This window comes from Escherichia sp. E.sYA108, from assembly GCF_011754335.1.
Lineage (GTDB): Bacteria > Pseudomonadota > Gammaproteobacteria > Enterobacterales > Enterobacteriaceae > Escherichia > Escherichia coli.
Genome location: NZ_JAAQVZ010000001.1, coordinates 3058578 through 3083011, shown reverse-complemented (window position 1 = coordinate 3083011; position 24434 = coordinate 3058578). Strand labels below are relative to the sequence as shown.

Annotated in this window: 26 protein-coding genes; 11 read left to right on the top strand and 15 right to left on the bottom strand. The window is 50.2% G+C overall.

The features are described from left to right. Positions 1-12: 12 nt before the first annotated feature. The 3 genes from ymdA (at position 13) to clsC (ending at position 2375) form a co-directional block, all read left to right on the top strand. Positions 13-324 (top strand): protein YmdA, encoded by a 312-nt coding sequence (gene ymdA / locus HBM92_RS14890; RefSeq protein ID WP_000489574.1) that lies wholly within the window; start codon positions 13-15, stop codon positions 322-324. Positions 325-418: 94 nt separating this feature from the next. Next, complete coding sequence (ymdB, locus tag HBM92_RS14885; RefSeq protein WP_000857405.1) at positions 419-952, top strand: O-acetyl-ADP-ribose deacetylase; 534 nt, start codon at positions 419-421, stop codon at positions 950-952. Then, complete coding sequence (gene clsC / locus HBM92_RS14880; RefSeq protein ID WP_001518539.1) at positions 894-2375, top strand: cardiolipin synthase ClsC; 1482 nt, start codon at positions 894-896, stop codon at positions 2373-2375. Before ymdB ends, clsC begins: the two co-directional genes overlap by 59 nt. Positions 2376-2382: 7 nt before the next feature. Here clsC and mdoC read toward each other — a convergent pair whose 3' ends face one another. After that, positions 2383-3540: a glucans biosynthesis protein MdoC gene (gene mdoC / locus HBM92_RS14875; protein ID WP_001070350.1), complete on the bottom strand. Its 1158-nt coding sequence runs from the start codon at positions 3538-3540 to the stop codon at positions 2383-2385. Between the two features lie 393 nt (positions 3541-3933). Between mdoC and mdoG the strand changes: the two genes are divergently transcribed. The 3 genes from mdoG (at position 3934) to HBM92_RS14860 (ending at position 8404) form a co-directional block, all read left to right on the top strand. After that, positions 3934-5469 carry a glucans biosynthesis protein MdoG gene (gene mdoG / locus HBM92_RS14870; protein WP_001300662.1) on the top strand — a complete coding sequence of 512 codons (1536 nt, stop codon included), beginning with the start codon at positions 3934-3936 and terminating at the stop codon, positions 5467-5469. Beyond that, positions 5462-8005 (top strand): glucans biosynthesis glucosyltransferase MdoH, encoded by a 2544-nt coding sequence (gene mdoH / locus HBM92_RS14865; protein ID WP_001304473.1) that lies wholly within the window; start codon positions 5462-5464, stop codon positions 8003-8005. Before mdoG ends, mdoH begins: the two co-directional genes overlap by 8 nt. A gap of 171 nt (positions 8006-8176) precedes the next feature. Next, a complete protein-coding gene (locus tag HBM92_RS14860; protein WP_001237187.1) occupies positions 8177-8404 on the top strand; it encodes a YceK/YidQ family lipoprotein in 228 nt (75 codons plus the stop codon). Here HBM92_RS14860 and HBM92_RS14855 read toward each other — a convergent pair whose 3' ends face one another. The 3 genes from HBM92_RS14855 to lpxL form a co-directional block, all read right to left on the bottom strand. Continuing rightward, entirely contained in the window at positions 8405-8779 is a 375-nt protein-coding gene (locus HBM92_RS14855; RefSeq protein WP_001295957.1) for a MysB family protein, read from the bottom strand. It lies immediately after the preceding gene. Between the two features lie 82 nt (positions 8780-8861). Further along, positions 8862-10088, bottom strand: coding sequence for a multidrug efflux MFS transporter MdtG (gene mdtG, locus HBM92_RS14850; protein WP_000074159.1), 1227 nt, complete (start codon positions 10086-10088; stop codon positions 8862-8864). A 171-nt stretch (positions 10089-10259) separates the two neighbouring features. Continuing rightward, complete coding sequence (gene lpxL / locus HBM92_RS14845; RefSeq protein ID WP_001295958.1) at positions 10260-11180, bottom strand: kdo(2)-lipid IV(A) lauroyltransferase; 921 nt, start codon at positions 11178-11180, stop codon at positions 10260-10262. A 224-nt stretch (positions 11181-11404) separates the two neighbouring features. Here lpxL and HBM92_RS14840 point away from each other — a divergent pair, with 224 nt between their 5' ends. Then, positions 11405-12457, top strand: a complete 1053-nt coding sequence (locus tag HBM92_RS14840) for a rhodanese-related sulfurtransferase (protein ID WP_001298360.1) — start codon at positions 11405-11407, stop codon at positions 12455-12457. 41 nt (positions 12458-12498) lie between these two features. Here the strand turns inward: HBM92_RS14840 and HBM92_RS14835 are convergent, their stop codons facing one another. The 10 genes from HBM92_RS14835 to mdtH form a co-directional block, all read right to left on the bottom strand. Next, positions 12499-13074, bottom strand: a complete 576-nt coding sequence (locus HBM92_RS14835) for a YceI family protein (RefSeq protein WP_000749270.1) — start codon at positions 13072-13074, stop codon at positions 12499-12501. Positions 13075-13077: 3 nt separating this feature from the next. Then, positions 13078-13644 (bottom strand): cytochrome b, encoded by a 567-nt coding sequence (locus HBM92_RS14830; protein ID WP_000011131.1) that lies wholly within the window; start codon positions 13642-13644, stop codon positions 13078-13080. Positions 13645-13905: 261 nt separating this feature from the next. Continuing rightward, positions 13906-14016, bottom strand: a complete 111-nt coding sequence (locus HBM92_RS14825) for a DUF2770 family protein (RefSeq protein WP_001253737.1) — start codon at positions 14014-14016, stop codon at positions 13906-13908. A 47-nt stretch (positions 14017-14063) separates the two neighbouring features. Then, entirely contained in the window at positions 14064-15182 is a 1119-nt protein-coding gene (gene solA, locus HBM92_RS14820; RefSeq protein ID WP_000872792.1) for an N-methyl-L-tryptophan oxidase, read from the bottom strand. Positions 15183-15297: 115 nt separating this feature from the next. Then, positions 15298-15552 (bottom strand): biofilm formation regulator BssS, encoded by a 255-nt coding sequence (gene bssS / locus HBM92_RS14815; protein ID WP_000414438.1) that lies wholly within the window; start codon positions 15550-15552, stop codon positions 15298-15300. A 289-nt stretch (positions 15553-15841) separates the two neighbouring features. Next, positions 15842-16087, bottom strand: a complete 246-nt coding sequence (gene dinI, locus HBM92_RS14810; RefSeq protein ID WP_001217754.1) for a DNA damage-inducible protein I — start codon at positions 16085-16087, stop codon at positions 15842-15844. A gap of 73 nt (positions 16088-16160) precedes the next feature. Then, entirely contained in the window at positions 16161-17207 is a 1047-nt protein-coding gene (pyrC, locus tag HBM92_RS14805) for a dihydroorotase (protein ID WP_000126520.1), read from the bottom strand. Positions 17208-17312: 105 nt separating this feature from the next. Further along, complete coding sequence (locus tag HBM92_RS14800; RefSeq protein ID WP_001443229.1) at positions 17313-17873, bottom strand: lipoprotein; 561 nt, start codon at positions 17871-17873, stop codon at positions 17313-17315. A gap of 133 nt (positions 17874-18006) precedes the next feature. Then, positions 18007-18654, bottom strand: a complete 648-nt coding sequence (grxB, locus tag HBM92_RS14795; protein WP_000780912.1) for a glutaredoxin 2 — start codon at positions 18652-18654, stop codon at positions 18007-18009. A 63-nt stretch (positions 18655-18717) separates the two neighbouring features. After that, positions 18718-19926 carry a multidrug efflux MFS transporter MdtH gene (gene mdtH, locus HBM92_RS14790; RefSeq protein ID WP_000092206.1) on the bottom strand — a complete coding sequence of 403 codons (1209 nt, stop codon included), beginning with the start codon at positions 19924-19926 and terminating at the stop codon, positions 18718-18720. A 235-nt stretch (positions 19927-20161) separates the two neighbouring features. On the opposite strand from mdtH, the gene rimJ reads away from it, so the two are divergent. The 4 genes from rimJ (at position 20162) to murJ (ending at position 23974) form a co-directional block, all read left to right on the top strand. Next, the gene (gene rimJ, locus HBM92_RS14785; RefSeq protein ID WP_000468182.1) at positions 20162-20746 is read left to right on the top strand and encodes a ribosomal protein S5-alanine N-acetyltransferase; all 585 of its coding nucleotides are present in this window, start codon (positions 20162-20164) and stop codon (positions 20744-20746) included. Between the two features lie 10 nt (positions 20747-20756). After that, complete coding sequence (locus HBM92_RS14780) at positions 20757-21404, top strand: YceH family protein (protein ID WP_000877109.1); 648 nt, start codon at positions 20757-20759, stop codon at positions 21402-21404. Position 21405: 1 nt separating this feature from the next. Continuing rightward, positions 21406-22329, top strand: coding sequence for a Gfo/Idh/MocA family protein (locus HBM92_RS14775; protein WP_000736139.1), 924 nt, complete (start codon positions 21406-21408; stop codon positions 22327-22329). Between the two features lie 109 nt (positions 22330-22438). Beyond that, entirely contained in the window at positions 22439-23974 is a 1536-nt protein-coding gene (gene murJ, locus HBM92_RS14770) for a murein biosynthesis integral membrane protein MurJ (protein WP_001050672.1), read from the top strand. A 39-nt stretch (positions 23975-24013) separates the two neighbouring features. Here the strand turns inward: murJ and flgN are convergent, their stop codons facing one another. After that, the gene (flgN, locus tag HBM92_RS14765; protein WP_000197351.1) at positions 24014-24430 is read right to left on the bottom strand and encodes a flagella biosynthesis chaperone FlgN; all 417 of its coding nucleotides are present in this window, start codon (positions 24428-24430) and stop codon (positions 24014-24016) included. Between the last annotated feature and the right edge of the window lie 4 nt (positions 24431-24434).

The window sequence follows — 24434 nt, the reverse complement described above, 5'->3', positions numbered from 1 at the left end:
GAAATAGAATAAATGTTCAGACCTTTTTTAAACTCTCTTATGCTCGGCAGTTTGTTTTTTCCTTTTATTGCCATTGCAGGAAGCAGCGCGCAAGGGGGCGTGATCCATTTTTATGGCCAAATTGTGGAACCGGCATGTGACGTCAGCACCCAGTCATCACCCGTAGAAATGAACTGCCCACAGAATGGTTCTGTTCCGCGTAAAACCTATTCCAGCAAAGCGTTAATGAGCGGCAATGTTAAAAACGCGCAAATAGCCTCAGTAAAAGTGCAGTATCTTGATAAACAGAAAAAGCTGGCTGTAATGAACATCGAATATAACTAAGTTTCTGAACAACTCACGTTGCTGAGCAGAAAAATGCGATTTAACCAAAAAGCCTGCTGTACACTTAGGAAACAAGAAGGTGTAAGGAGGCGTTATGAAAACGCGTATTCATGTTGTGCAGGGTGATATTACTAAACTGGCCGTTGATGTGATTGTGAATGCGGCTAATCCGTCATTAATGGGAGGCGGCGGCGTCGATGGGGCCATTCATCGCGCAGCGGGTCCGGCCCTGCTGGATGCCTGTTTAAAAGTCAGGCAGCAGCAGGGCGATTGCCCTACGGGGCATGCCGTTATTACGCTTGCAGGCGATCTTCCCGCTAAAGCCGTAGTGCACACCGTCGGGCCAGTCTGGCGTGGTGGTGAACAAAACGAAGACCAGCTTTTGCAGGATGCCTATCTCAATAGCCTACGACTGGTGGCGGCAAACAGCTATACGTCAGTGGCTTTTCCTGCAATCAGTACTGGGGTTTATGGTTACCCCCGTGCGGCAGCGGCTGAAATCGCAGTAAAAACCGTTTCAGAATTTATTACCCGTCACGCTTTACCCGAACAGGTATACTTTGTCTGTTATGATGAAGAAAACGCCCACCTCTACGAAAGACTCCTTACCCAACAAGGAGATGAATGATTTGCCTCAGCTGGCGAGCGCGGTGCTGCCACTGTGTTCGCAACATCCCGGTCAGTGTGGACTTTTTCCTCTGGAGAAAAGTCTGGATGCGTTTGCCGCCCGGTATCGTCTGGCTGAAATGGCAGAGCATACACTGGATGTTCAGTATTACATCTGGCAGGACGATATGTCGGGTCGGTTACTGTTTTCCGCCCTGTTAGCCGCAGCAAAGCGTGGCGTTCGCGTACGTTTGTTGCTGGACGACAACAATACGCCCGGACTTGATAACATTTTACGCTTGCTTGACAGCCATCCACGCATTGAAGTCCGGCTTTTTAATCCTTTCTCGTTTCGCTTGCTACGTCCGCTTGGTTATATCACCGACTTTTCCCGTCTCAATCGCCGTATGCACAATAAAAGTTTCACTGTCGATGGCGTGGTGACGCTGGTGGGAGGACGAAATATTGGTGATGCCTATTTTGGTGCAGGGGAAGAGCCACTTTTTTCGGATTTAGATGTCATGGCAATAGGACCCGTGGTAGAGGACGTTGCCGATGATTTCGCCCGCTATTGGTATTGCAAATCGGTTTCCCCCTTACAGCAGGTGCTGGATGTCCCGGAAGGTGAAATGGCGGATCGCATCGAGTTACCGGCATCCTGGCATGACGATGCCATGACGCATCGTTATTTACGCAAAATGGAATCCAGTCCGTTTATAAATCATCTGGTTGATGGAACGTTGTCGCTTATCTGGGCGAAAACACGTTTATTAAGTGATGATCCGGCGAAAGGGGAGGGCAAGGCAAAACGGCATTCACTGTTACCGCAGCGCCTGTTCGATATCATGGGCTCACCCAGTGAACGCATCGATATTATCTCTTCCTATTTTGTACCGACACGTGCAGGTGTGGCGCAACTCTTACGGATGGTGAGAAAAGGGGTAAAGATTGCGATCCTAACCAATTCTCTTGCCGCTAACGATGTTGCTGTCGTCCATGCAGGATACGCGCGCTGGCGCAAAAAATTGCTCCGCTATGGGGTGGAATTATATGAACTCAAGCCGACGCGTGAACAAAGTAGTACGTTACACGATCGCGGCATAACCGGTAATTCAGGGGCCAGCCTGCATGCTAAAACCTTTAGTATCGATGGTAAAACGGTGTTTATCGGCTCTTTCAATTTCGATCCGCGTTCAACGTTGCTCAATACTGAAATGGGCTTCGTGATAGAGAGCGAAACGCTGGCACAGTTAATTGATAAACGCTTTATTCAGAGCCAGTATGATGCGGCCTGGCAGCTCCGTCTGGACAGGTGGGGACGGATCAACTGGGTTGATCGTCATTCAAAGAAAGAGATTATTCTCAAAAAAGAACCCGCCACCAGTTTCTGGAAGCGGGTTATGGTCAAACTGGCGTCGATATTGCCCGTGGAATGGTTATTGTAAACGCGGCTTAACGGGCTGGTGCTTTATCGTTCTCACGCTTAACAACCGGTTTACCAGAGAACAAAAACTTCAATAATGGGATGCGTAAATGAATTTCATACAGAATTATCGCAATCCCTACTACGAATATCAGGCCACAGAGAAAACCAAGCCAGTTGGAGGTGATGTGTGGTGTAATGTATGCGCCGAAAAACAGCGTTAACGGGTGGTGAACCAGATAGATAAACAGCGATGCGTTAACAAAATAAGTCACCCGCGCTGACTGGAAGTTAAGCAAACGGTGGCCAAAGGAGAAGACCACATTCACCATCCACAGACCGAGGACCATAGTGATCACCGACTCGGTTTCATACATCCAGGCATCGCCACTGCCATAGCGCTGGTTGAGTAAATAAGCGACAAACGCCAATGCTGCTGCAAGGGTACAGCCACGAGACGGCGTGGTAAACAAGGCTTTAAGATGAGGGAAAATGAAAGCCAGTGCGCCGAGGATAAAGAACGGCAAATAAAATAACGTTTGCATGACAATAAAATTGAACATGCCGTTACTCAGAATGGGTGGATACACAATAAAAATCGTTCTTCTTATTACCGCATAACCGATGCCGAGGCACAAAAAAATCACCGATAATTTTACCATCGAGAATTTTTTATTCGTTTTATCAGAATTTTCTAAATTATTTCTGATGCGTTTAAATATCCATACGCACAGCGTCGTCATGACCACTAACACCAGTAAAAACCACAGGTGTGATATTAATTCCCAGGCCAACGTATTATATTTGTCATACAATGACAGCCCAGGCCAACTTTCCGCTTTCCCTTTGACGTATTGCAGCATAATAAATTGCGGCAATGTCAGTAAGGGGATGGCTGTTAACATCGGGATCCCTACACGTTCGACACGTACTTTCCACCATTTTTTCAAGGGATAGCGTAAAAAAAGCATGTAGGAAAAGTACCCGGATATAACGAAAAACACCTGCATGCGGAACGAGTGGATGAAGTCATTAAAAAGGGTCAGCCACAATGACGGTTCGGCGCTATTCACATGCCATGTATGGCTCGAATAGATTAAAGAAATATGAAAAGGGATCCCTAACAACATCAGCCAGGCGCGGATAGAGTCGAGGAAATATTCACGTTGCGCGGGTACTGGATTCATATATGGTTAACTAATCTCGGATTTTTCGTCTTATCCCTGTCGGGTTATGCCTTTAGGCTTGTTGCCATAGCGACACCGACCTGACCGCGCCAGGCGCAGGCTTCAAGGTTTTTATGCATAGCATCATCGCTACCACTAACCAGAATGGAAGCGTCTGTAAGACGGTTGATAAATAAATTTGCTGGCAAACCCTACACGAAGTCGATGCTTCTGTCTTTAGGAGAAGCACGGAAAGTGAAAACGGTTGCAATCAGGTGCTTAATCCATGAGCCAGTGTGCTGAACGATACCGGGATTCTGTTGTCGGAATGGCTGGTTATCCATTAAAATAGATCGGATCGATATAAGCACACAAAGGGGGAAGTGCTTACTAATTATGAAACATAAACTACAAATGATGAAAATGCGTTGGTTGAGTGCTGCAGTAATGTTAACCCTGTATACATCTTCAAGCTGGGCTTTCAGTATTGATGATGTCGCAAAGCAAGCTCAATCCTTAGCCGGGAAAGGCTATGAGGCGCCCAAAAGCAACTTGCCCTCCGTTTTCCGCGATATGAAATACGCGGACTATCAGCAGATCCAGTTTAATCATGACAAAGCGTACTGGAACAATCTGAAGACCCCATTCAAACTCGAGTTCTACCATCAGGGTATGTACTTCGATACCCCGGTCAAAATAAATGAAGTGACTGCCACCGCAGTCAAACGAATCAAATACAGCCCGGATTATTTCACTTTCGGCGATGTTCAGCATGACAAAGACACGGTAAAAGACCTTGGTTTTGCCGGTTTCAAAGTGCTTTACCCGATCAACAGCAAAGATAAAAACGATGAAATCGTCAGCATGCTCGGGGCCAGCTATTTCCGCGTGATTGGTGCAGGTCAGGTTTATGGCCTTTCTGCACGCGGCCTGGCAATTGATACCGCCTTGCCATCGGGTGAAGAATTTCCACGCTTCAAAGAGTTCTGGATCGAGCGTCCAAAACCGACTGATAAACGTTTAACCATTTATGCATTGCTTGACTCGCCGCGCGCGACAGGTGCTTACAAATTCGTAGTTATGCCAGGACGTGACACGGTTGTGGATGTGCAGTCGAAAATCTATCTGCGCGATAAAGTCGGCAAACTGGGGGTTGCACCGTTAACCAGTATGTTCCTGTTTGGGCCGAACCAACCGTCGCCTGCAAATAACTATCGTCCGGAGTTGCACGACTCTAACGGTCTGTCTATCCATGCTGGTAATGGCGAATGGATCTGGCGTCCGTTGAATAACCCGAAACATTTAGCGGTCAGCAGCTTCTCGATGGAAAACCCGCAAGGCTTCGGTCTATTGCAGCGTGGTCGTGATTTCTCCCGCTTTGAAGATCTCGATGATCGTTACGATCTTCGTCCAAGCGCATGGGTGACTCCGAAAGGGGAGTGGGGCAAAGGCAGCGTTGAGCTGGTGGAAATTCCAACCAACGATGAAACCAACGATAACATCGTCGCTTACTGGACGCCGGATCAGTTGCCGGAGCCGGGTAAAGAGATGAACTTTAAATACACCATCACCTTCAGCCGTGATGAAGACAAACTGCATGCGCCAGATAACGCATGGGTGCAACAAACGCGTCGTTCAACGGGGGATGTGAAGCAGTCGAACCTGATTCGCCAGCCTGACGGTACTATCGCCTTTGTGGTCGATTTTACCGGCGCTGAGATGAAAAAACTGCCAGAGGATACCCCGGTCACAGCGCAAACCAGCATTGGTGATAATGGTGAGATAGTTGAAAGCACGGTGCGCTATAACCCGGTTACCAAAGGTTGGCGTCTGGTGATGCGTGTGAAAGTGAAAGATGCCAAGAAAACCACTGAAATGCGTGCTGCGCTGGTGAATGCCGATCAGACGTTGAGTGAAACCTGGAGCTACCAGTTACCTGCCAATGAATAAGACAACTGAGTACATTGACGCAATGCCCATCGCCGCAAGCGAGAAAGCGGCATTGCCGAAGACTGATATCCGCGCCGTTCATCAGGCGCTGGATGCCGAACACCGCACCTGGGCGCGGGAGGATGACTCCCCGCAAGGCTCGGTAAAGGCGCGTCTGGAACAAGCCTGGCCAGATTCACTTGCTGATGGACAGTTAATCAAAGACGACGAAGGGCGCGATCAGCTAAAGGCGATGCCAGAAGCAAAACGCTCCTCGATGTTTCCCGACCCGTGGCGTACCAACCCGGTAGGCCGTTTCTGGGATCGCCTGCGTGGACGCGATGTGACGCCGCGCTATCTGGCTCGTTTGACCAAAGAAGAGCAGGAGAGCGAGCAAAAGTGGCGTACTGTCGGTACCATCCGCCGTTACATTCTGTTGATCCTGACGCTCGCGCAAACTGTTGTCGCGACCTGGTATATGAAGACCATTCTTCCTTATCAGGGGTGGGCGCTGATTAATCCTATGGATATGGTTGGTCAGGATGTGTGGGTTTCCTTTATGCAGCTTCTGCCTTATATGCTGCAAACCGGTATCCTGATCCTCTTTGCGGTACTGTTCTGTTGGGTGTCCGCCGGATTCTGGACGGCGTTGATGGGCTTCCTGCAACTGCTTATTGGTCGCGATAAATACAGTATATCTGCGTCAACAGTTGGCGATGAACCATTAAACCCGGAGCATCGCACGGCGTTGATCATGCCTATCTGTAACGAAGACGTGAACCGTGTTTTTGCTGGCTTGCGTGCAACGTGGGAATCAGTAAAAGCCACCGGGAATGCCAAACACTTTGATGTCTACATTCTGAGTGACAGTTATAACCCGGATATCTGCGTCGCAGAGCAAAAAGCCTGGATGGAGCTTATCGCTGAAGTCGGTGGCGAAGGTCAGATTTTCTATCGCCGCCGCCGCCGTCGCGTGAAGCGTAAAAGCGGTAATATCGATGACTTCTGCCGTCGTTGGGGCAGCCAGTACAGCTACATGGTGGTGCTGGATGCTGACTCGGTAATGACCGGTGATTGTTTGTGCGGCCTGGTGCGCCTGATGGAAGCCAACCCGAACGCCGGGATCATTCAGTCGTCACCGAAAGCGTCCGGCATGGATACGCTGTATGCGCGCTGCCAGCAGTTCGCGACCCGCGTGTATGGGCCACTGTTTACAGCCGGTTTGCACTTCTGGCAACTTGGCGAGTCGCACTACTGGGGGCATAACGCGATTATCCGCGTGAAACCGTTTATCGAGCACTGTGCACTGGCTCCGCTGCCGGGCGAAGGTTCTTTTGCCGGTTCAATCCTGTCACATGACTTCGTGGAAGCGGCGTTGATGCGCCGTGCAGGTTGGGGGGTCTGGATTGCTTACGATCTCCCGGGTTCTTATGAAGAATTGCCGCCTAACTTGCTTGATGAGCTAAAACGTGACCGCCGCTGGTGCCACGGTAACCTGATGAACTTCCGTCTGTTCCTGGTGAAGGGTATGCACCCGGTTCACCGTGCGGTGTTCCTGACGGGCGTGATGTCTTATCTCTCCGCTCCGCTGTGGTTTATGTTCCTCGCGCTCTCTACTGCATTGCAGGTAGTACATGCGTTGACCGAACCGCAATACTTCCTGCAACCACGGCAGTTGTTCCCGGTATGGCCGCAGTGGCGTCCTGAGCTGGCGATTGCACTTTTTGCTTCGACCATGGTGCTGTTGTTCCTGCCGAAGCTATTGAGCATTTTGCTTATCTGGTGCAAAGGAACGAAAGAATACGGCGGCTTCTGGCGCGTTACATTATCGTTGCTGCTGGAAGTGCTGTTTTCCGTGCTGCTGGCTCCCGTACGCATGTTGTTCCATACGGTCTTCGTCGTCAGCGCGTTCCTTGGCTGGGAAGTGGTGTGGAATTCACCGCAGCGTGATGATGACTCCACTTCCTGGGGTGAAGCGTTCAAACGCCACGGCTCACAGCTGCTGTTAGGGTTAGTGTGGGCAGTTGGTATGGCGTGGTTGGATCTGCGTTTTCTGTTCTGGCTGGCACCGATTGTCTTCTCGTTGATCCTGTCACCGTTTGTTTCGGTGATTTCCAGCCGTGCCACCGTTGGTCTGCGAACCAAACGCTGGAAACTGTTCCTGATCCCGGAAGAGTATTCACCGCCGCAGGTGCTGGTTGATACCGATCGGTTCCTTGAGATGAATCGTCAACGCTCCCTTGATGATGGTTTTATGCACGCGGTGTTTAACCCGTCATTTAACGCTCTGGCAACCGCAATGGCGACCGCGCGTCACCGCGCCAGCAAGGTGCTGGAAATCGCCCGTGACCGCCACGTTGAACAGGCGCTGAACGAGACGCCAGAGAAGCTGAATCGCGATCGTCGCCTGGTGCTGCTAAGCGATCCGGTGACGATGGCCCGTCTGCATTTCCGCGTCTGGAATTCCCCGGAGAGATATTCCTCATGGGTGAGTTATTACGAAGGGATAAAGCTCAATCCACTGGCATTACGTAAACCGGATGCGGCTTCGCAATAAAAACGTAGTTGCCTGATGCGCTACGCTTATCAGGCCTACATCGTTCCTGCAATTTATTGATTTTGCAAGATTTTGTAGGTCGGGTAAAGCGTTCACGCCGCATCCGGCAAAAACAACGAGCCAATAAAAATACCGGCGTTATGCCGGTATTTTTTACGGAAGAGGTATCAAATGCGTTTAATTGTGATGAGCATAATGGTGACCTTGCTGAGTGGCTGTGGCAGCATCATTAGTCGCACTTTACCGGGGCAGGGGCATGGCAACCAATATTATCCCGGTGTGCAATGGGACGTGCGTGACTCCGCCTGGCGTTACGTCACGATCCTTGATCTGCCATTCTCCCTGGTTTTCGATACTTTACTGCTGCCGATCGACATACATCATGGCCCGTATGAGTGATTAACGTTCATCCCACTCATCAGCTGCAGTGCGTCCTTCCTCGGTATCCAGCGGTGGCTCAAGCTGAAATTCCCCCTCGTCCCATTCATGTAATGTATTCTCATCTTGCCACTCCTGGCGGATCTCAATCTCATCATAGTCGCCGTCAAAGACACTTTGCGCAGCTTCACCGCTAAGCATGGGTAAACATTCACCTTCTTCCCCTTCGTCGGCAAAAAACTCAACTTGCCACATGATGTCGCCGTCCTGCAAAACGTATTTTTGGGCATTGAACTGTTGCACATTCGCGTTTTCGGCGTCGATGCCGGGGTTGTCTGCAAGAAATTCTTCGCGTGCAGCGTCAATGGCTTCTTCAAGCGTTGCGTACATGGTCATCACGATTCTCCCTTTGAGTTGATGAGGTTTCAGGGAAAAGGATAGCTGATTCTCCGCTTTTGCAAGTATGAAAGGCGAAAAATCAGTTCGATATCTGGGGGATTCGACGACGACGTAGACTGTTCCATGAATAGACTGCGTTGAATAACACTACGCCAGCGGTGACGAGAAATACCGCCCTGAAACCGTAGTTCGCTGAAATCGCTGCTCCCATCAATGGTCCGGTAACGTTGCCAATATCACGAAACGATTGGTTATAGCTGAAGATACGCCCGGCGATCTGGTTGCTCGAGTTATAAACTAATAGTGTCTGTACGGCGGGGAGTAGTGCACCATCGGCGGCACCGAGCAAAAAACGTAAAATCCCAAGTTGTAATGGCGTCTGAACGTAAGACATTGGGATCAACAGCAGTACAGAAAAGATCAGCGCCGTAATCAGGATCTTTTCGGGGCCGATTCGATCGCCAAGTTTGCCGAGTCGTGGTGCACTTAGCAGAGCCGCCACGCCTGGCACCGAGGCGATCATGCCACTGATAAAGGCGACGTTACTGACGTTACCCGCCAGTTCGCGGACATACAGCGTCAGAATGGGGGCAATTGAGCCCGTCGCCACCTGGATGATTAACGTGGTGACAAACAGGCTGAGTACCAGTTTCGGGTTTTTAAGTGATGTCACCACTTCCCGCATATGCAGCATCTCTTTTTTGCTGACCGGCTGGAATTTTTCTCTGATGCAAAACAGGGTGACGAAAAAGCAGAGTATGAGCACACTGGCGGTAATAAAGAATACCGGACGTAAGCCGTAGCTATCGGCGAGCAAACCGCCAGCCATTGGGCCGAGCAACGCGCCGCTAACGCCGCCTGTGGAGAGCGTACCCAGCGCCCAGCCGCTTTTATTACGCGGTACTTGTGTGGCGATAAGAGCATTAGCGTTGGGGACAAATCCGCCAAGTAAACCAAGAAGCGCCCGCAGGATCAAAAACTGCCAGATATTTTGTGCCAGTCCCATCAACACCATCACGATGCCCATGCCGAGAGCAGAGCGTAATAGCATGATTTTTCGGCCTTTACGGTCGGCGAGTCCACCCCAAAACGGTGAGGCGATGGCCGAAAATAAAAATGTAATGCTGAAGACAATACCGGACCACATATTCAGGGCGGAGTGGCCGGTAACGCCAAGCTGCTCAACGTAGAGGGGTAAGAAGGGCATTACCAGGCTGAAGGCGGCACCGGTAAGAAAACAGCCTAGCCAGGCGACGATCAGGTTTCGTTTCCAGTTTATAGGGGTGTCATTTTCACAGGGTGACATAGCAATCCGCTGTTGGTGCGCCAGGCGCGGTGAACATAAGAAGAAAAGATAAGCACACTAATTATGCGCCCGACTTCCAGGGGGCGCAATCCAGAGAGCTTTTATCGCTAAATCAGGGGGATTTTCTGTGGTAATGCCGGATGCCATTCTGAAGCATCCAGCATGGAAGATTTAATAGCGTGAAGGAACGCCTTCCGGGCGTGTTTTAAAGCGACGGTGTAACCACATATACTGCTCTGGTGCCATCATGATGCATTTTTCGACCACTTTGTTCATCCACGCGGCGGTAGTTTCGGCATCATCCAGCGGCGGAGAACACTCTGGCGGCAGTATAATCAACTGATACCCTTTGCCATCTGGCTTACGGCGTGGAACGAAGGGCACCAGACATGCGCCGGACATCCGTGCCAGCATCCAGGTTCCGGTCGTGGTCGCAGCCTGCTCAACGGCAAACAACGGGACGAAAACGCTTGAGCGCGGGCCGTAATCATGATCCGGTGCGTACCAGACCACTTCGCCTTTTTTCAGGGCTTTAATCATGCCTTTTAAATCTTTGCGGTCGAGCATCGATTTATTTGAGCGCAAACGGCCCCAGGTTTGTAGCCAGTCAATCAGTGGATTATCGTTCGGGCGGTAAACGCCAATCCCCGGTTCCTGCATACCAAACTGCCGCGCACCCAGCTCCAGTGTCAGAAAATGGATGCCAACTAACAGGATGCCGCGTTTTTGCGCCTGCACGTCACGAATGTGTTCCATGCCGATCACTTCCGTCCAGCGGGCGATTCGGCGGTCCGGCCAGAACCACGCCATGCCGGTTTCCATCAGGCCCATGCCAACGGATTCGAAATTCTTCACCACCATTTTACGGCGTTCTTGTTCGCTCATTTCCGGGAAGCACAGTTCCAGGTTGCGATGCACAATTTTTGCGCGTCGTTTCATAAAACGTAACGCCAGTTTTCCTAATCCACAACCGAGGCGGTAGATAACCGGGTAGGGCAATTGCACGACCAACCAAAGTACGCCAATACCCAACCAGGTTAACCAATAACGCGGATGAAGCAGTGCGGTGGAGAACTTGGGTAGATTCGTCATATCAATCCTGTTTTTCAACCTATACGGGCAATTGTATGTATTGTCGCATTTTTTCGTCCGCAACCAAAATTTGTGACTGAAGACTGGGCGAAATTGCCGCGCTTGTAAATAACAAATAATTTTTAATGCTAAAATGTAGCGTAAAATGTGTGGATGTTAATTATCGATAATTGCTATATCATGCCGCGGATTTTTACTTTCCCATCTCGCAGGAACCGTACACCATGCCAGTGTTACACAACCGCATTTCCAACGACGCGTTAAAAGCCAAAATGTTGGCTGAGAGCGAACCGCGAACCACCATTTCGTTTTATAAGTATTTCCACATTGCCGATCCTAAGGTGACCCGTGACGCTTTATATCAACTGTTTACCGCGCTGAATGTTTTTGGGCGAGTGTATCTGGCGCATGAGGGCATTAACGCGCAAATCAGCGTACCTGCGAGCAATGTTGAAACATTTCGCGCGCAGCTCTATGCCTTCGACCCGGCTTTAGAGGGTTTACGCCTGAATATCGCGTTGGATGATGACGGGAAATCCTTCTGGGTACTGCGTATGAAGGTACGCGATCGCATTGTTGCCGACGGTATTGACGATCCTCACTTTGATGCCAGCAATGTTGGTGAGTATCTGCAAGCAGCGGAAGTGAACGCCATGCTTGACGATCCCGATGCATTGTTTATCGACATGCGTAACCACTATGAGTATGAAGTGGGGCACTTTGAAAACGCGCTGGAAATACCGGCAGATACCTTCCGTGAGCAGCTGCCAAAAGCAGTTGAGATGATGCAGGCACATAAAGATAAAAAAATCGTCATGTACTGCACCGGCGGCATTCGTTGTGAAAAGGCCAGTGCCTGGATGAAACATAACGGATTCAACAAAGTCTGGCATATCGAGGGCGGAATTATTGAATACGCCCGTAAGGCGCGCGATCAGGGCTTGCCGGTGCGTTTTATTGGCAAAAATTTTGTTTTTGACGAGCGGATGGGCGAACGTATATCTGATGAGATTATCGCGCACTGCCACCAGTGCGGTGCGCCGTGCGACAGCCATACCAACTGTAAAAATGATGGCTGCCATCTGCTGTTTATTCAGTGTCCAGTATGTGCGGAAAAATACAAAGGTTGTTGTAGTGAGATTTGCTGCGAAGAAAGCGCGTTACCGCCAGATGAACAGCGACGTCGTCGGGCAGGACGTGAAAATGGCAATAAGATCTTTAATAAGTCTCGTGGACGTCTGAATACAACACTGGGCATTCCTGATCCAACAGAATAAATATCATTGCCGGATGCGTGCCATCCGGCAACATTTCACTCTTACTTCTGCTGTACGCCTTCCACTGAAATAATCAGATCCACTTCCTGAGACGCTGGACCTAAATCTGTCTTGATATTGAAGTCTTTGAGCTTAATTTTGCCTTCGGCCTCAAAGCCTGCACGTTTACCGCCCCACGGGTCGTCACCCTGACCAATTAATTTCGCTTCCAGTGTGACGGGCTTGGTTACACCATTCAGCGTCAGATCGCCGGTAATATCCAGTTCGTCACCGTCTTTCTTCACGCTGGTGGAGGTGAATGTTGCCTGTGGATATTTTGCGGTATTGAGGAAATCCGCACTGCGAAGATGTTTATCGCGTTCGGTGTGATTAGTATCGACGCTGGTGGTGTTAATTGTCACATTCACTTTATCGGCAGCTGGATTTTTTTCATCAAAGGTAAAAGTACCGTCGAAATCTTTAAAGGTGCCATATAACCAGCTATAGCCAAGATGCTGGATGCGGAAGTTAACAAAGGCGTGCTGACCTTCTTTGTCAATTTTGTAATCGGCGGCAACCGCTGAACCGGCAGAGAACATCAAGGAAGCGAAGGTTAAACCAAGCAGGCTTTTTTTCATTTTTTATACTCCATAGTCAGATGACGACTTTCCCAGCATGCGCTTCAGAGTGTCGTCTTTATCGATGAAATGATGCTTCAGGGCCATAAATCCGTGCATAACGGACAGTACTACAACGCTCCACGCGAGCCAAAAATGCAGGGCACCGGCAAAGTCAGCCTGTGCGCCAGCGTCGGAGAGGATCGCGGGGACGTCAAACCAGCCAAAAACGCTGATCGGTTTACCATCGGCAGTTGAGATCAGATAGCCGCTGATGCCGATGGCGAACAGCAATAGGTACAATGCGAGATGTCCAGCTTTTGCTGCAAGACGAGTCATGGGCGAATAACTCGGCAGCGGACCCGGCGGTGGAGATATGACACGCCACAGAACGCGAATAACCAGCCCCATCATTAACAAAATGCCGATGCTTTTATGCAGTTCCGGTGCCTGGTGATACCAGCCATCGTAATAACTGAGCGTGACCATCCACAGACCTAAAGCAAACATGCCATAGACAATAATTGCGCTTAGCCAATGTAAGGCCGCAGATATAACACCATAGCGTTCAGGGGTATTTGTGAATGACATAAGTGCATCCAAAACGAATTTGCGAGAGAAAGAAAATGGCGTGTCGGAGAATGAATTGCAACACAAAAATAACAAATTGAATGATATTTATTTTTATTTCAATAATTTTGAATTAATAATGAAAGAATCTTCATAAGTTTAGTGGGTTCAGCATCTGGAAGGTCTAGTGAGTGCTGTAGAGGCAGGAAGAATCTCATTCAATTTTTCACGCTAAATGAAAGGGAGATTAAATATTTGTCAGTTTATGTCAGTGCGGAAAAACTAAAAATAAAACACGTAGATTAGGTCCATAATTGCTAATAGTCCCCAGAGAAAAAGATAAAGCATCAGATGCTCGCGAATATTAATGAGATAGTTCACCAACCGACGCATTAAATACCCCTGTAAAAACGGCCTCATTCTGGAGGCCGTAATGATGATTATTGGAAGCGGGAAAGCCTGAATGGCGTCAAATCAAAATCGCTTTTTTTGTCTTGCGCAAAATCGGCAGCTATTTCCCCTAAAACTGACGCAAATTTAAAACCGTGCCCACTCAGGCCGGTAATAAGCAGGGTATTATCGTGGGCGGGTAAGGTATCGATAATAAAATCCTCGTCAGGCGAATTATCATAGGTGCAGGCAGCGCCGTACAGGCAGCAGCCGATACCCGGCAACACATTGCGCAAGAACGGGAAGGCTTCCGAACCATCGCTGACCACTTCCGCAAACGGAACACGTTCATCCGCTGAATGGATAACCTGGCCTCCGTTATGTTTGCCAATCTTCAACGCGTCGTTTTCTGCCGGAAAACCATAATATTGATCGCCATTGGGCAGTTCACCGGTAAACGCCGGGAATTTATTCTTCACGCTATAGCGACCATCGGCCTGATACCAGGCAAATACTTTGCGTACGGGCTGGACAGGCAGCTCCGGGAGTAGGTCTTTTACCCATGTTCCCGCGCAGACAATCGCTTTTTTCGCCTGATACTCACCGTCAGCCGTTTCAATAGTTACGCCATCATCGTCATGACGAATTGCGGTGACCGGGCAGTTGAACAGCTGCGCACAGCCCGCTTCCTTCGCCAGTTGGATCCAGGTTTTAATCGCCAGTTCGCTGCGCAAAAAACCGGAATCAGTTTCAAATAAACCGATGTAGTTGTCCGGGACGCGTATTTCTGGCCAGCGGGCCATAATCCCTTGCGCGTCGAGCTTTTCAACGTTGAGTTGCCACTGTTCGGCGCTGTGGGCGACGTTGGCGAGAAATGCGGAGTCAGCCGGACCGAGGTTAATGACACCAGAGCGTACAAAAATGGGATCATCTTCGTTGTGGCGGGAAAGTTCATCCCACAGCATTTGCGCGCGGAGGACCAGCGGGACATACTTTTCGCCTTCACCATAAGCATGGCGAATTAATCGCGTATCGCCGTGGTGGCTGCCGTGTTGATGCGGTGGCATATGGGCGTCGGTCATTAGCACGTTTAAACCGGCGCGGGTTGCATAATACCCGGCGGCAGCGCCTACGGAACCGCTGCCAATAATGATGAGATCGTATTTCATTTTTTTTCTCTCTGCTCTCATGGTTTAAGCAGAGTAATTAACTGAATGCAGATATACAACCCAGAAATGGTAAAGGCACCGGTGAGGTGCCTTTTGGGTGGATGGTCATGTCATGTTAATGACGCCGATACTCGTTTACCTGGAAATCACCGGATTCAATTTTGGCGATTCCTGCTTCTAATATCGAAATAAATTGTCTGGCAACATCAGTGGTTAACCAGAGCGTCTGACCAACTTCAGTCCCTTCCTGCTCGGACTTATTTGGGGTCTGGTAGTGCAAACGCAACATCAGCGCATCATAGCTATCAACGGTGCTGATGTCCCACCCTACGAGCGGATGAGTCTGAATGACTTCATTATTTTTTTCCATCATGGCCCCCTAATTCGTGTTACTAGACAACGTTATTCGAGGTTCAATGCGTTTTTATCTGAAGCAACTTCAGTATACCAATAAGTAAGGGTATTCACCGAATTTTTAAAGGGGGGAGCAGATAAATTTCTGCTTTTAAGATTTATATGAACAATAAAACAGCATGTCATTCATATTTTTTTAGCATATTGTGCAATTATTTTGAGGAAGTGTAGAAATTTTGTACTCACAATTCGCAAGTAAAATAAAAAAGCCGGGGCGACCCGGCAAAAACAAAAATCACTGCATATTATTCGCTGACAAACCAGTCATCGGCGCTTTCCCACGTTTCCTGGAGAATTTCGCTAATGCGCTGTTTATCTTCTTTTGTCGCGCCAATAACCGATAAATTATTTGCTGCGGCATAACGTACCGATACGTGGCCTTCATTATCAGGAAACGCATACTGAATACGGCGGGAAAGTTCGCCAGCCAGGGCGTCAATAGCCCCAGCTGGCAATGGAGAAGTTTTCGCTATGGTGACTTCAATTCGCATAATAGCCCCCTGTTGAATATACTGGTTATTTATACAGGTAAAATAACCTAATGACAACAGGAAGCTACGATTTTTATTGTTTAACGGACCAGCGTACCGTTTCTCCGGCGAGGAATGGCACCAGCGTGTCATCAGTCAGTGCGATGCTTTCAGCAACCTGTTGCTCTTCACGTACCAGTTCGATGAATGTGTCGTTGACCGGCAAGCCATAGAACTGCGGGCCGTTTACAGAACAGAATGCTTCAAAGTGCTGCAAAGCATTCATCTCTTCAAAGACGGTAGCGTAACTGCCCAGCGCGGTTGGGGCGTTGAAACAGCCCGCGCAGCCGCAGCTGCTCTCTTTGCGATGACGTGCATGTGGCGCAGAATCCGTTCCGAGGAATACACGATTAAAACCGCTGGCGACCAGTTCACGCAATGCCTGTTGGTGGATATTGCGTTTGAGGATGGGTAGACAATACAGGTGCGGACGCACGCCACCAACCAGCATATGGTTGCGGTTAAACATCAGATGCTGCGGAGTGATGGTGGCAGCCAGCCGTTCATTTCCGTCACGGACATAGTCGGCAGCGTCTTTGGTGGTGATGTGCTCAAAAACGACTTTCAGTGCAGTCAGGCGCTGGCGCAGCGGTTCCATCACGCTTTCTATAAAGCGCGCTTCACGATCAAAAATGTCGATATCTGCATGTGTTACTTCACCATGCACCAGTAGCGGCATACCGATTTTTTCCATGCGCTCAAGTACCGGCATGATTGCGTCAACTGACGTAACGCCGTGGCTGGAGTTAGTGGTTGCGTTTGCCGGATAAAGTTTTGCAGCGGTGAACACGCCTTCGTTAAATCCGCGCTCCAGCTCATTAGGATCCAGCGAATCTGTTAAATAACAGGTCATCAGCGGGGTGAAATCGTGCCCGGCAGGTACGGCGTCAAGAATGCGCTGGCGATACGCCACGGCAGCCTCAACGGTGGTCACGGGCGGAGCCAGATTGGGCATTACGATAGCCCGTCCATAAATTTCGCTGGTATACGGCACGACAGTTTTTAACATGTCGCCATCGCGGAGGTGAAGGTGCCAGTCGTCTGGGCAGCGGATCTTTAATACCTGGGATGGTGCAGTCATTAATCTCTATGCTCCGGCTGAAGGGATGTTTTTGCCGGACACAAAGGATAAGCGGAAACGTTTTCCTTTGCACGAAAAATAAAGGGCGCGAATGCGCCCTCGTGATTAATCAGTAAACGGAATGACAATTTCGCCTGGCTTCACTTCAATGCCTTTCGCCAGTTTCTTCGCCATTGCTTCGCCCTGGCTGCCATCTTCGCGCAGGACGTAAGCAGGTTGCTGGTTAAAGTAATTGCGTAATGCCTGGTTTAAATAGGGAAGCAACGTTTGCATCACCGTTTGCATTTTTCCCGGTTGTACCGTCGCATCGACCACTTCCATCTCTTTCAGGAAGATCGCGCCTTTTTCTTTATCAAACACGGGCAGCGCTTTCAGCTTCAGTTTCATGGTCGCTTTCTGGCTACCGAACAGGGAGTTCATGTCCAGATTGGCGTCTCCGGTTAGGGTAACCTTATTCGGCTCTTCGCGACCAATTTGGCTGGTCAGGTTTGTCAGAACAATATGGGCGTCAGCCACGCCGGGTAAACCGATATCTTTTGAGAAATTATTATGTTTCGCAAGCGACTGGTTAATTTCTTGTTCGGTGATGGTGTATTGGGTGAGTTGATTACAGCCAACGAGCAGGCCACTGACGATCAATGCAGCGGCAAATAAAAACTTGTTCATGGTAGTCCTCGACATGAAATCTGCGTCAATATCCTGACACAACGCAGCATGTGTCACCAGCGATAAACGCGCCAGCAGAAAAAACTGAAAACGGCGGCAACCCGCGAATACAGGCTGCCGCGGCGGGTCAGGATTAAATCGCCATTGATGATAACAAATTGATTTGTGTCTGTTTCGCCATATTATCGCGGTAATCAGCAACGCGGCTTGGCCAGTTGATTCCGGCTACTAGCGTCAGATTACGCAGGAGCGGAAATAGCTGAATATCATCTTCCGAAAGTTCGCCATTCACGGCGTTCGGTTTGACGATCAGTTTGTCCAGCGCACGTAAATCATCGCTGATATTCTTAATCAGACCGTCAGAGTGGGCCAGCAGGTCGGCAAAATTACCCGCGCTGGCCTCTTTCTTGTCGACGAAATATTTGCGCGCGGCAGGAGTAGAAAACTCATCAAATGCCGATTTGGCAAAACGCGGCAACAGCAGTTTGTTGGCGTAGCCATTGACCTTGCGCAGCCACTCTTCAATGGCAGGGGAACGTTTGCCGGTCAGTAACGGTTTGCCGTCGAGTTTATCGACATAGTGAACGATGTCCATGCTTTCTGGCATATAGCGGCTGTCATCTTTTTGCAGAATGGGAACCTGTTTTTGACCGACCATCCGGGTGGGTGTTTCTGCGTCGTCGTTGAGCAGAACATGTAATTCGACGGGGATATTTTTCAGGCCGAAAATCATGCGGGCTTTGAGGCAGTAAGGGCAGTGATCGTAAATGTATAGCTTCACGTGACTCCTCCATTTGGCTATCAGTTCACTTTCAGTATGGAGGAGTCAGGGGGGAGTATCAAATCAGGCGTCGCGTTCAAGCAAACGACGCGCGGCGCGTTTCTGGCTAAACTGCCAACCCAGCGCAAGGAAAGTGAAGATGCCAATAATGCCCAGCATCATCCACGGAAGCTCTGGCTGGTGCGCCGATTTGCCCAGATCAAACAGCCAGCCGCCACCGATATAACCAATAGCGCCGCCAATCGCCAGACCCAGACGGCTAAACCCCATATAGCTGCCGCGAGCTCTTGCGTCTGCCAGCGAAGCACTTAAGGTTTCACGCGCAGGCTCGGCAATGATCGACCCGATATAAAACAGACAAATCAGGGTGAAAAGTTGTTGCAGGCCGCTGACCATGCCCACTGGCATCATGCTTAATGACATTATCAACAGCCCAGCCATTAACCGGTGTTCCAGACGAAAATGCTTTTCACTCCAGCGGGCGATAGGGTAGAGCAACGTTAACGACAGACACGCTTCAATGGCATACATCCATTTAACGGCAGAGGGCGCGCCAGCCACGTCGTTGACCATAATTGGCAGCATCAGCATCACTTGTACAGCCAGCATGTAGTAACCCGCCAGCGTCAGGACATAGGTGACAAAACGCTTGTCGCGCATCACGCGGGTCATGCCTTCGCGAACGGGCGTGCGCACGGTGGAGAGTTTCCATGCCGGTAACAACCACGCATTGAACGCTGCACACAGCACAAACAAAACTGCCCCTGTGGCGCAGACCAGGCGAAAGTCGTATTGCAACAGCCAGCTCCCCAACAATGCGCCAATGACCGCACCGGCACTGTCCTGCATCATCAACAGCGAGAAAAAACGACCACGCTGCTGTGGACGGATTAATTTCACCACCAGCGCCGAACGCGGAGGATCAAACAACGTGCCGCCGAGTCCCGAAAGCAGGCATGAAAACCACAGTAGCCACGGTTCGTGGGCGATACCCATTGTGGCGAATCCGGCGGCACGCATCAGCATACCGGTGACAATCATCGGTTTGGCACCAAAGCGGTCGGCAATTGCGCCGCCGAAAATACCCAGACCTTGCTGAATAAACTGGCGTAGACCGAGGGCAATACCGACCATGACGGCGGCCCAGCCCATTTGATCAACGAAGCGGATAGAGATCAGCGGGAAGACAACAAAGAACCCCAGCACGACCAGCATATTATCGATGAGCAGGAAATATTTACCCAGGTTCCTCGCCTGCGACACGCGGGACATTTCCCCTCCCGGGAAATAAAAGATGAGCACTTTCTATTCTGCATTGCCGCTAAGACTTTTCCCATCACTTCGGGGACAATATTTTTTTATCAAAACGTCGCTTTGATAGAGAGTTTTTATCAAATATGTGAATAATGCAGAAAATGGCATTCTGGACTTTTCACAGGGTCTGGTTGCGCAGGTATAGTAATACTTACAGCGTATTAAAGACGTTACGGGAAGGAGTAGGTATAGAATGTTTGGCTATCGCAGTAACGTGCCAAAAGTGCGCTTAACCACAGACCGACTGGTCGTGCGTCTGGTGCATGATCGTGATGCCTGGCGTCTGGCGGATTATTACGCAGAGAATCGCCATTTCCTCAAGCCCTGGGAGCCAGTGCGCGACGAAAGCCACTGTTATCCATCAGGCTGGCAGGCCAGGCTAGGGATGATTAACGAATTTCATAAACAAGGTTCAGCTTTCTACTTTGGCTTATTCGACCCGGACGAAAAAGAGATTATTGGCGTTGCCAATTTTTCCAATGTTGTTCGCGGCTCTTTTCATGCCTGCTATCTCGGTTATTCGATTGGGCAAAAATGGCAGGGCAAAGGACTCATGTTTGAAGCTCTGAGCGCAGCCATTCGTTATATGCAGCGCACCCAACATATTCATCGCATTATGGCTAATTATATGCCGCACAATAAACGCAGCGGTGATTTACTGGCGCGACTGGGTTTTGAAAAAGAAGGCTATGCGAAAGACTATCTGTTGATTGATGGACAATGGCGCGATCACGTACTGACGGCATTAACTACCCCAGACTGGACGCCCGGCCGCTAAGGAGAATCTCATGAAATATCAACTTACTGCCCTGGAAGCTCGCGTGATTGGTTGCTTGCTGGAAAAACAGGTGACCACGCCGGAGCAATACCCGCTCTCAGTCAATGGTGTAGTCACGGCCTGTAATCAGAAAACGAACCGTGAACCGGTCATGAATCTGAGTGAATCCGAGGTGCAGGAGCAACTGGATAATCTGGTCAAACGCCATTATCTGCGCACGGTGAGTGGCTTTGGTAATCGGGTCACCAAATATGAACAACGTTTTTGTAATTCAGAATTTGGCGATCTGAAACTGAGCGCCGCAGAAGTGGCGTTAATCACCACGTTGTTATTGCGTGGTGCCCAGACGCCGGGTGAACTGCGCAGCCGCGCCGCGCGAATGTATGAATTCAGCGATATGGCGGAAGTGGAGTCGACGCTGGAACAACTGGCAAATCGCGAAGATGGTCCTTTTGTGGTGCGTCTGGCCCGCGAACCGGGTAAACGTGAAAGCCGCTACATGCATCTTTTCAGTGGTGAGGTTGAAGATCAGCCGGCGGTGATGGATATGTCGAACGCGGTTGACGGTGATTTACAGGCACGCGTCGAAGCCCTGGAAATCGAAGTGGCAGAACTGAAACAGCGTCTTGATTCGTTGCTGGCCCATCTGGGAGATTAAAGTGAAAAAATTACGTATCGGCGTAGTGGGGTTAGGCGGCATCGCGCAAAAAGCGTGGTTACCGGTGCTGGCGGCAGCGTCTGACTGGACGTTACAAGGTGCGTGGTCGCCTACGCGCGCCAAAGCCTTGCCAATTTGTGACAGCTGGCGCATTCCTTATGCTGATTCGTTATCCAGCCTTGCCGCCAGTTGCGATGCGGTTTTTGTGCATTCCAGCACCGCCAGCCACTTTGACGTGGTCAGTACGTTACTCAATGCGGGGGTACATGTCTGTGTCGATAAACCGCTGGCAGAAAATCTGCGCGATGCTGAACGGCTGGTGGAACTGGCGGCGCGGAAAAAACTAACGTTGATGGTCGGTTTTAACCGTCGTTTCGCACCACTCTACGGTGAGTTAAAAACGCAACTCGCCACCGCAGCCTCGCTAAGAATGGATAAACATCGTAGCAATAGCGTCGGGCCACACGATCTTTATTTCACGTTGCTGGATGATTATCTGCATGTGGTGGATACCGCGCTGTGGTTGTCGGGCGGCAAAGCCTCTCTGGATGGCGGTACGCTACTGACTAACGACGCTGGCGAAATGCTGTTTGCCGAGCACCATTTTTCGGCCGGTCCTTTGCAGATCACCACCTGTATGCATCGCCGTGCCGGAAGCCAGCGTGAAACCGTGCAGGCCGTGACTGACGGTGCGCTCATCGACATTACGGATATGCGCGAATGGCGTGAGGAGCGTGGGCAGGGTGTAGTGAATAAACCGATTCCTGGTTGGCAGAGTACGCTTGAGCAACGTGGATTTGTCGGCTGTGCGCGGCACTTCATTGAATGCGTGCAAAATCAGACAGTTCCGCAAACCGCCGGCGAACAGGCAGTGCTGGCGCAACGTATCGTTGACAAGATCTGGCGCGATGCGATGAGTGAATAAACCCTGTAACATCTGGCGGTAGCAATTCACCATAATCCAGGTAGACTATTCGCCTCTTTCAGCGCCTGCCTTGCAGGCGTTTTGCCCGTGGGTCTGGATTAGAACACCGATGAATTTATTAAAATCGCTGGCCGCCGTCAGCTCGATGACCATGTTTTCGCGTGTGCTTGGCTTCGCACGTGACGCAATTGTCGCCAGAATCTTTGGCGCAGGGATGGCAACCGACGCCTTTTTCGTCGCTTTTAAACTTCCTAACTTGTTACGCCGTATCTTTGCCGAAGGGGCATTTTCCCAGGCATTTGTACCGATTCTGGCGGAATATAAAAGTAAGCAGGGTGAAGACGCCACGCGGGTCTTTGTCTCTTATGTTTCTGGCCTGCTGACACTTGCGCTGGCGGTTGTGACGGTCGCTGGCATGCTCGCCGCACCGTGGGTGATCATGGTGACCGCGCCAGGCTTCGCTGACACAGCTGACAAATTTGCCCTGACCAGCCAGCTACTAAAGATTACCTTTCCCTATATCTTGCTGATCTCCCTGGCGTCGCTGGTGGGAGCGATTCTGAATACGTGGAACCGCTTCTCGATTCCGGCGTTTGCTCCAACACTGCTTAACATCAGCATGATTGGTTTCGCGCTGTTTGCCGCACCGTACTTTAACCCACCGGTGCTGGCGCTGGCGTGGGCTGTTACGGTCGGCGGCATCCTGCAGCTGGTGTATCAGCTACCTCATCTGAAGAAGATCGGCATGCTGGTTTTGCCACGCATTAACTTCCACGATGCCGGAGCAATGCGTGTGGTGAAACAGATGGGACCGGCAATCCTTGGCGTCTCTGTGAGCCAGATCTCCTTAATCATCAACACCATTTTTGCCTCGTTTCTTGCTTCCGGTTCGGTGTCGTGGATGTATTACGCCGACCGCTTAATGGAGTTTCCGTCCGGTGTGCTGGGCGTGGCGCTTGGCACCATTTTGCTACCGTCGCTGTCGAAAAGTTTTGCCAGTGGCAATCATGATGAATACAACCGTTTGATGGACTGGGGGCTGCGTCTTTGTTTCCTGTTGGCGCTGCCGAGTGCGGTTGCGTTGGGCATTCTTTCCGGTCCGTTAACCGTTTCGCTGTTCCAGTACGGTAAATTTACCGCCTTTGATGCGCTGATGACCCAGCGGGCGTTAATTGCCTACTCGGTGGGTTTGATTGGCCTGATTGTAGTGAAAGTGTTGGCTCCTGGCTTTTATTCCCGCCAGGACATTAAAACGCCAGTGAAAATTGCCATCGTTACGCTGATTTTAACGCAATTGATGAACCTGGCGTTTATTGGTCCGTTGAAACATGCCGGGCTGTCACTTTCTATTGGTCTGGCGGCGTGTCTGAATGCTTCGCTGCTTTACTGGCAGTTGCGTAAGCAGAAAATCTTTACCCCGCAACCCGGCTGGATGGCGTTTCTGTTGCGTCTGGTGGTGGCGGTACTGGTGATGTCTGGCGTGCTTTTAGGTATGTTACATATCATGCCGGAGTGGTCATTGGGTACCATGCCCTGGCGTTTACTGCGTTTAATGGCGGTCGTGCTGGCGGGGATTGCCGCGTACTTCGCTGCACTGGCGGTACTGGGCTTCAAAGTTAAAGAATTTGCCCGCCGGACGGTGTAACGATACATTCCGGCCTGCAGTGCAGGCCGGAGTTAATCTTCAGATCGAAATCTTTTTACTGCCGCGATGGGTTGTTGAGGTCTGACCGTTCGCCCCATACAGCGTCGGTTCCTGATGCGGTTTCAACATTTCCAGCGCCTGTTGATTGCGTTCAATCTGTCCTTCCAGTAACCAGCCGTTATGTTGATTCATTTGGCGTAGTTGCTGCGTTTTCACAGTAATTTCCTGCCAGCGTTGACTAATATCAACGCTATTTGCTGAATTGGGTTCTTTCCTGCGTAACTGTTCGAGGTAATCCAGCGTCGCCAGCAGAGAGCTTTTTTGTTCTGTAATCCATTGCAACTGGCTGCCGTTGATCTGCCCCATAGAGAGATGTTGCTGCTCTTGATCCATTACCGTTTTGAGATCGTTAAGCACAGCGGACATCTGGTCGAGGATCTCTGCAAGACGCGTCATACGA

Coding starts and splice junctions, on each gene's coding strand:
- ymdA (WP_000489574.1), top strand. CDS start 13: ATGTTCAGACCTTTTTTAAACTCTCTTATGCTCGGCAGTTTGTTTTTT.
- ymdB (WP_000857405.1), top strand. CDS start 419: ATGAAAACGCGTATTCATGTTGTGCAGGGTGATATTACTAAACTGGCC.
- clsC (WP_001518539.1), top strand. CDS start 894: ATGATGAAGAAAACGCCCACCTCTACGAAAGACTCCTTACCCAACAAG.
- mdoC (WP_001070350.1), bottom strand. CDS start 3,540: ATGAATCCAGTACCCGCGCAACGTGAATATTTCCTCGACTCTATCCGC.
- mdoG (WP_001300662.1), top strand. CDS start 3,934: ATGATGAAAATGCGTTGGTTGAGTGCTGCAGTAATGTTAACCCTGTAT.
- mdoH (WP_001304473.1), top strand. CDS start 5,462: ATGAATAAGACAACTGAGTACATTGACGCAATGCCCATCGCCGCAAGC.
- HBM92_RS14860 (WP_001237187.1), top strand. CDS start 8,177: ATGCGTTTAATTGTGATGAGCATAATGGTGACCTTGCTGAGTGGCTGT.
- HBM92_RS14855 (WP_001295957.1), bottom strand. CDS start 8,779: ATGACCATGTACGCAACGCTTGAAGAAGCCATTGACGCTGCACGCGAA.
- mdtG (WP_000074159.1), bottom strand. CDS start 10,088: ATGTCACCCTGTGAAAATGACACCCCTATAAACTGGAAACGAAACCTG.
- lpxL (WP_001295958.1), bottom strand. CDS start 11,180: ATGACGAATCTACCCAAGTTCTCCACCGCACTGCTTCATCCGCGTTAT.
- HBM92_RS14840 (WP_001298360.1), top strand. CDS start 11,405: ATGCCAGTGTTACACAACCGCATTTCCAACGACGCGTTAAAAGCCAAA.
- HBM92_RS14835 (WP_000749270.1), bottom strand. CDS start 13,074: ATGAAAAAAAGCCTGCTTGGTTTAACCTTCGCTTCCTTGATGTTCTCT.
- HBM92_RS14830 (WP_000011131.1), bottom strand. CDS start 13,644: ATGTCATTCACAAATACCCCTGAACGCTATGGTGTTATATCTGCGGCC.
- HBM92_RS14825 (WP_001253737.1), bottom strand. CDS start 14,016: ATGCGTCGGTTGGTGAACTATCTCATTAATATTCGCGAGCATCTGATG.
- solA (WP_000872792.1), bottom strand. CDS start 15,182: ATGAAATACGATCTCATCATTATTGGCAGCGGTTCCGTAGGCGCTGCC.
- bssS (WP_000414438.1), bottom strand. CDS start 15,552: ATGGAAAAAAATAATGAAGTCATTCAGACTCATCCGCTCGTAGGGTGG.
- dinI (WP_001217754.1), bottom strand. CDS start 16,087: ATGCGAATTGAAGTCACCATAGCGAAAACTTCTCCATTGCCAGCTGGG.
- pyrC (WP_000126520.1), bottom strand. CDS start 17,207: ATGACTGCACCATCCCAGGTATTAAAGATCCGCTGCCCAGACGACTGG.
- HBM92_RS14800 (WP_001443229.1), bottom strand. CDS start 17,873: ATGAACAAGTTTTTATTTGCCGCTGCATTGATCGTCAGTGGCCTGCTC.
- mdtH (WP_000092206.1), bottom strand. CDS start 19,926: ATGTCCCGCGTGTCGCAGGCGAGGAACCTGGGTAAATATTTCCTGCTC.
- rimJ (WP_000468182.1), top strand. CDS start 20,162: ATGTTTGGCTATCGCAGTAACGTGCCAAAAGTGCGCTTAACCACAGAC.
- HBM92_RS14780 (WP_000877109.1), top strand. CDS start 20,757: ATGAAATATCAACTTACTGCCCTGGAAGCTCGCGTGATTGGTTGCTTG.
- murJ (WP_001050672.1), top strand. CDS start 22,439: ATGAATTTATTAAAATCGCTGGCCGCCGTCAGCTCGATGACCATGTTT.
- flgN (WP_000197351.1), bottom strand. CDS start 24,430: ATGACGCGTCTTGCAGAGATCCTCGACCAGATGTCCGCTGTGCTTAAC.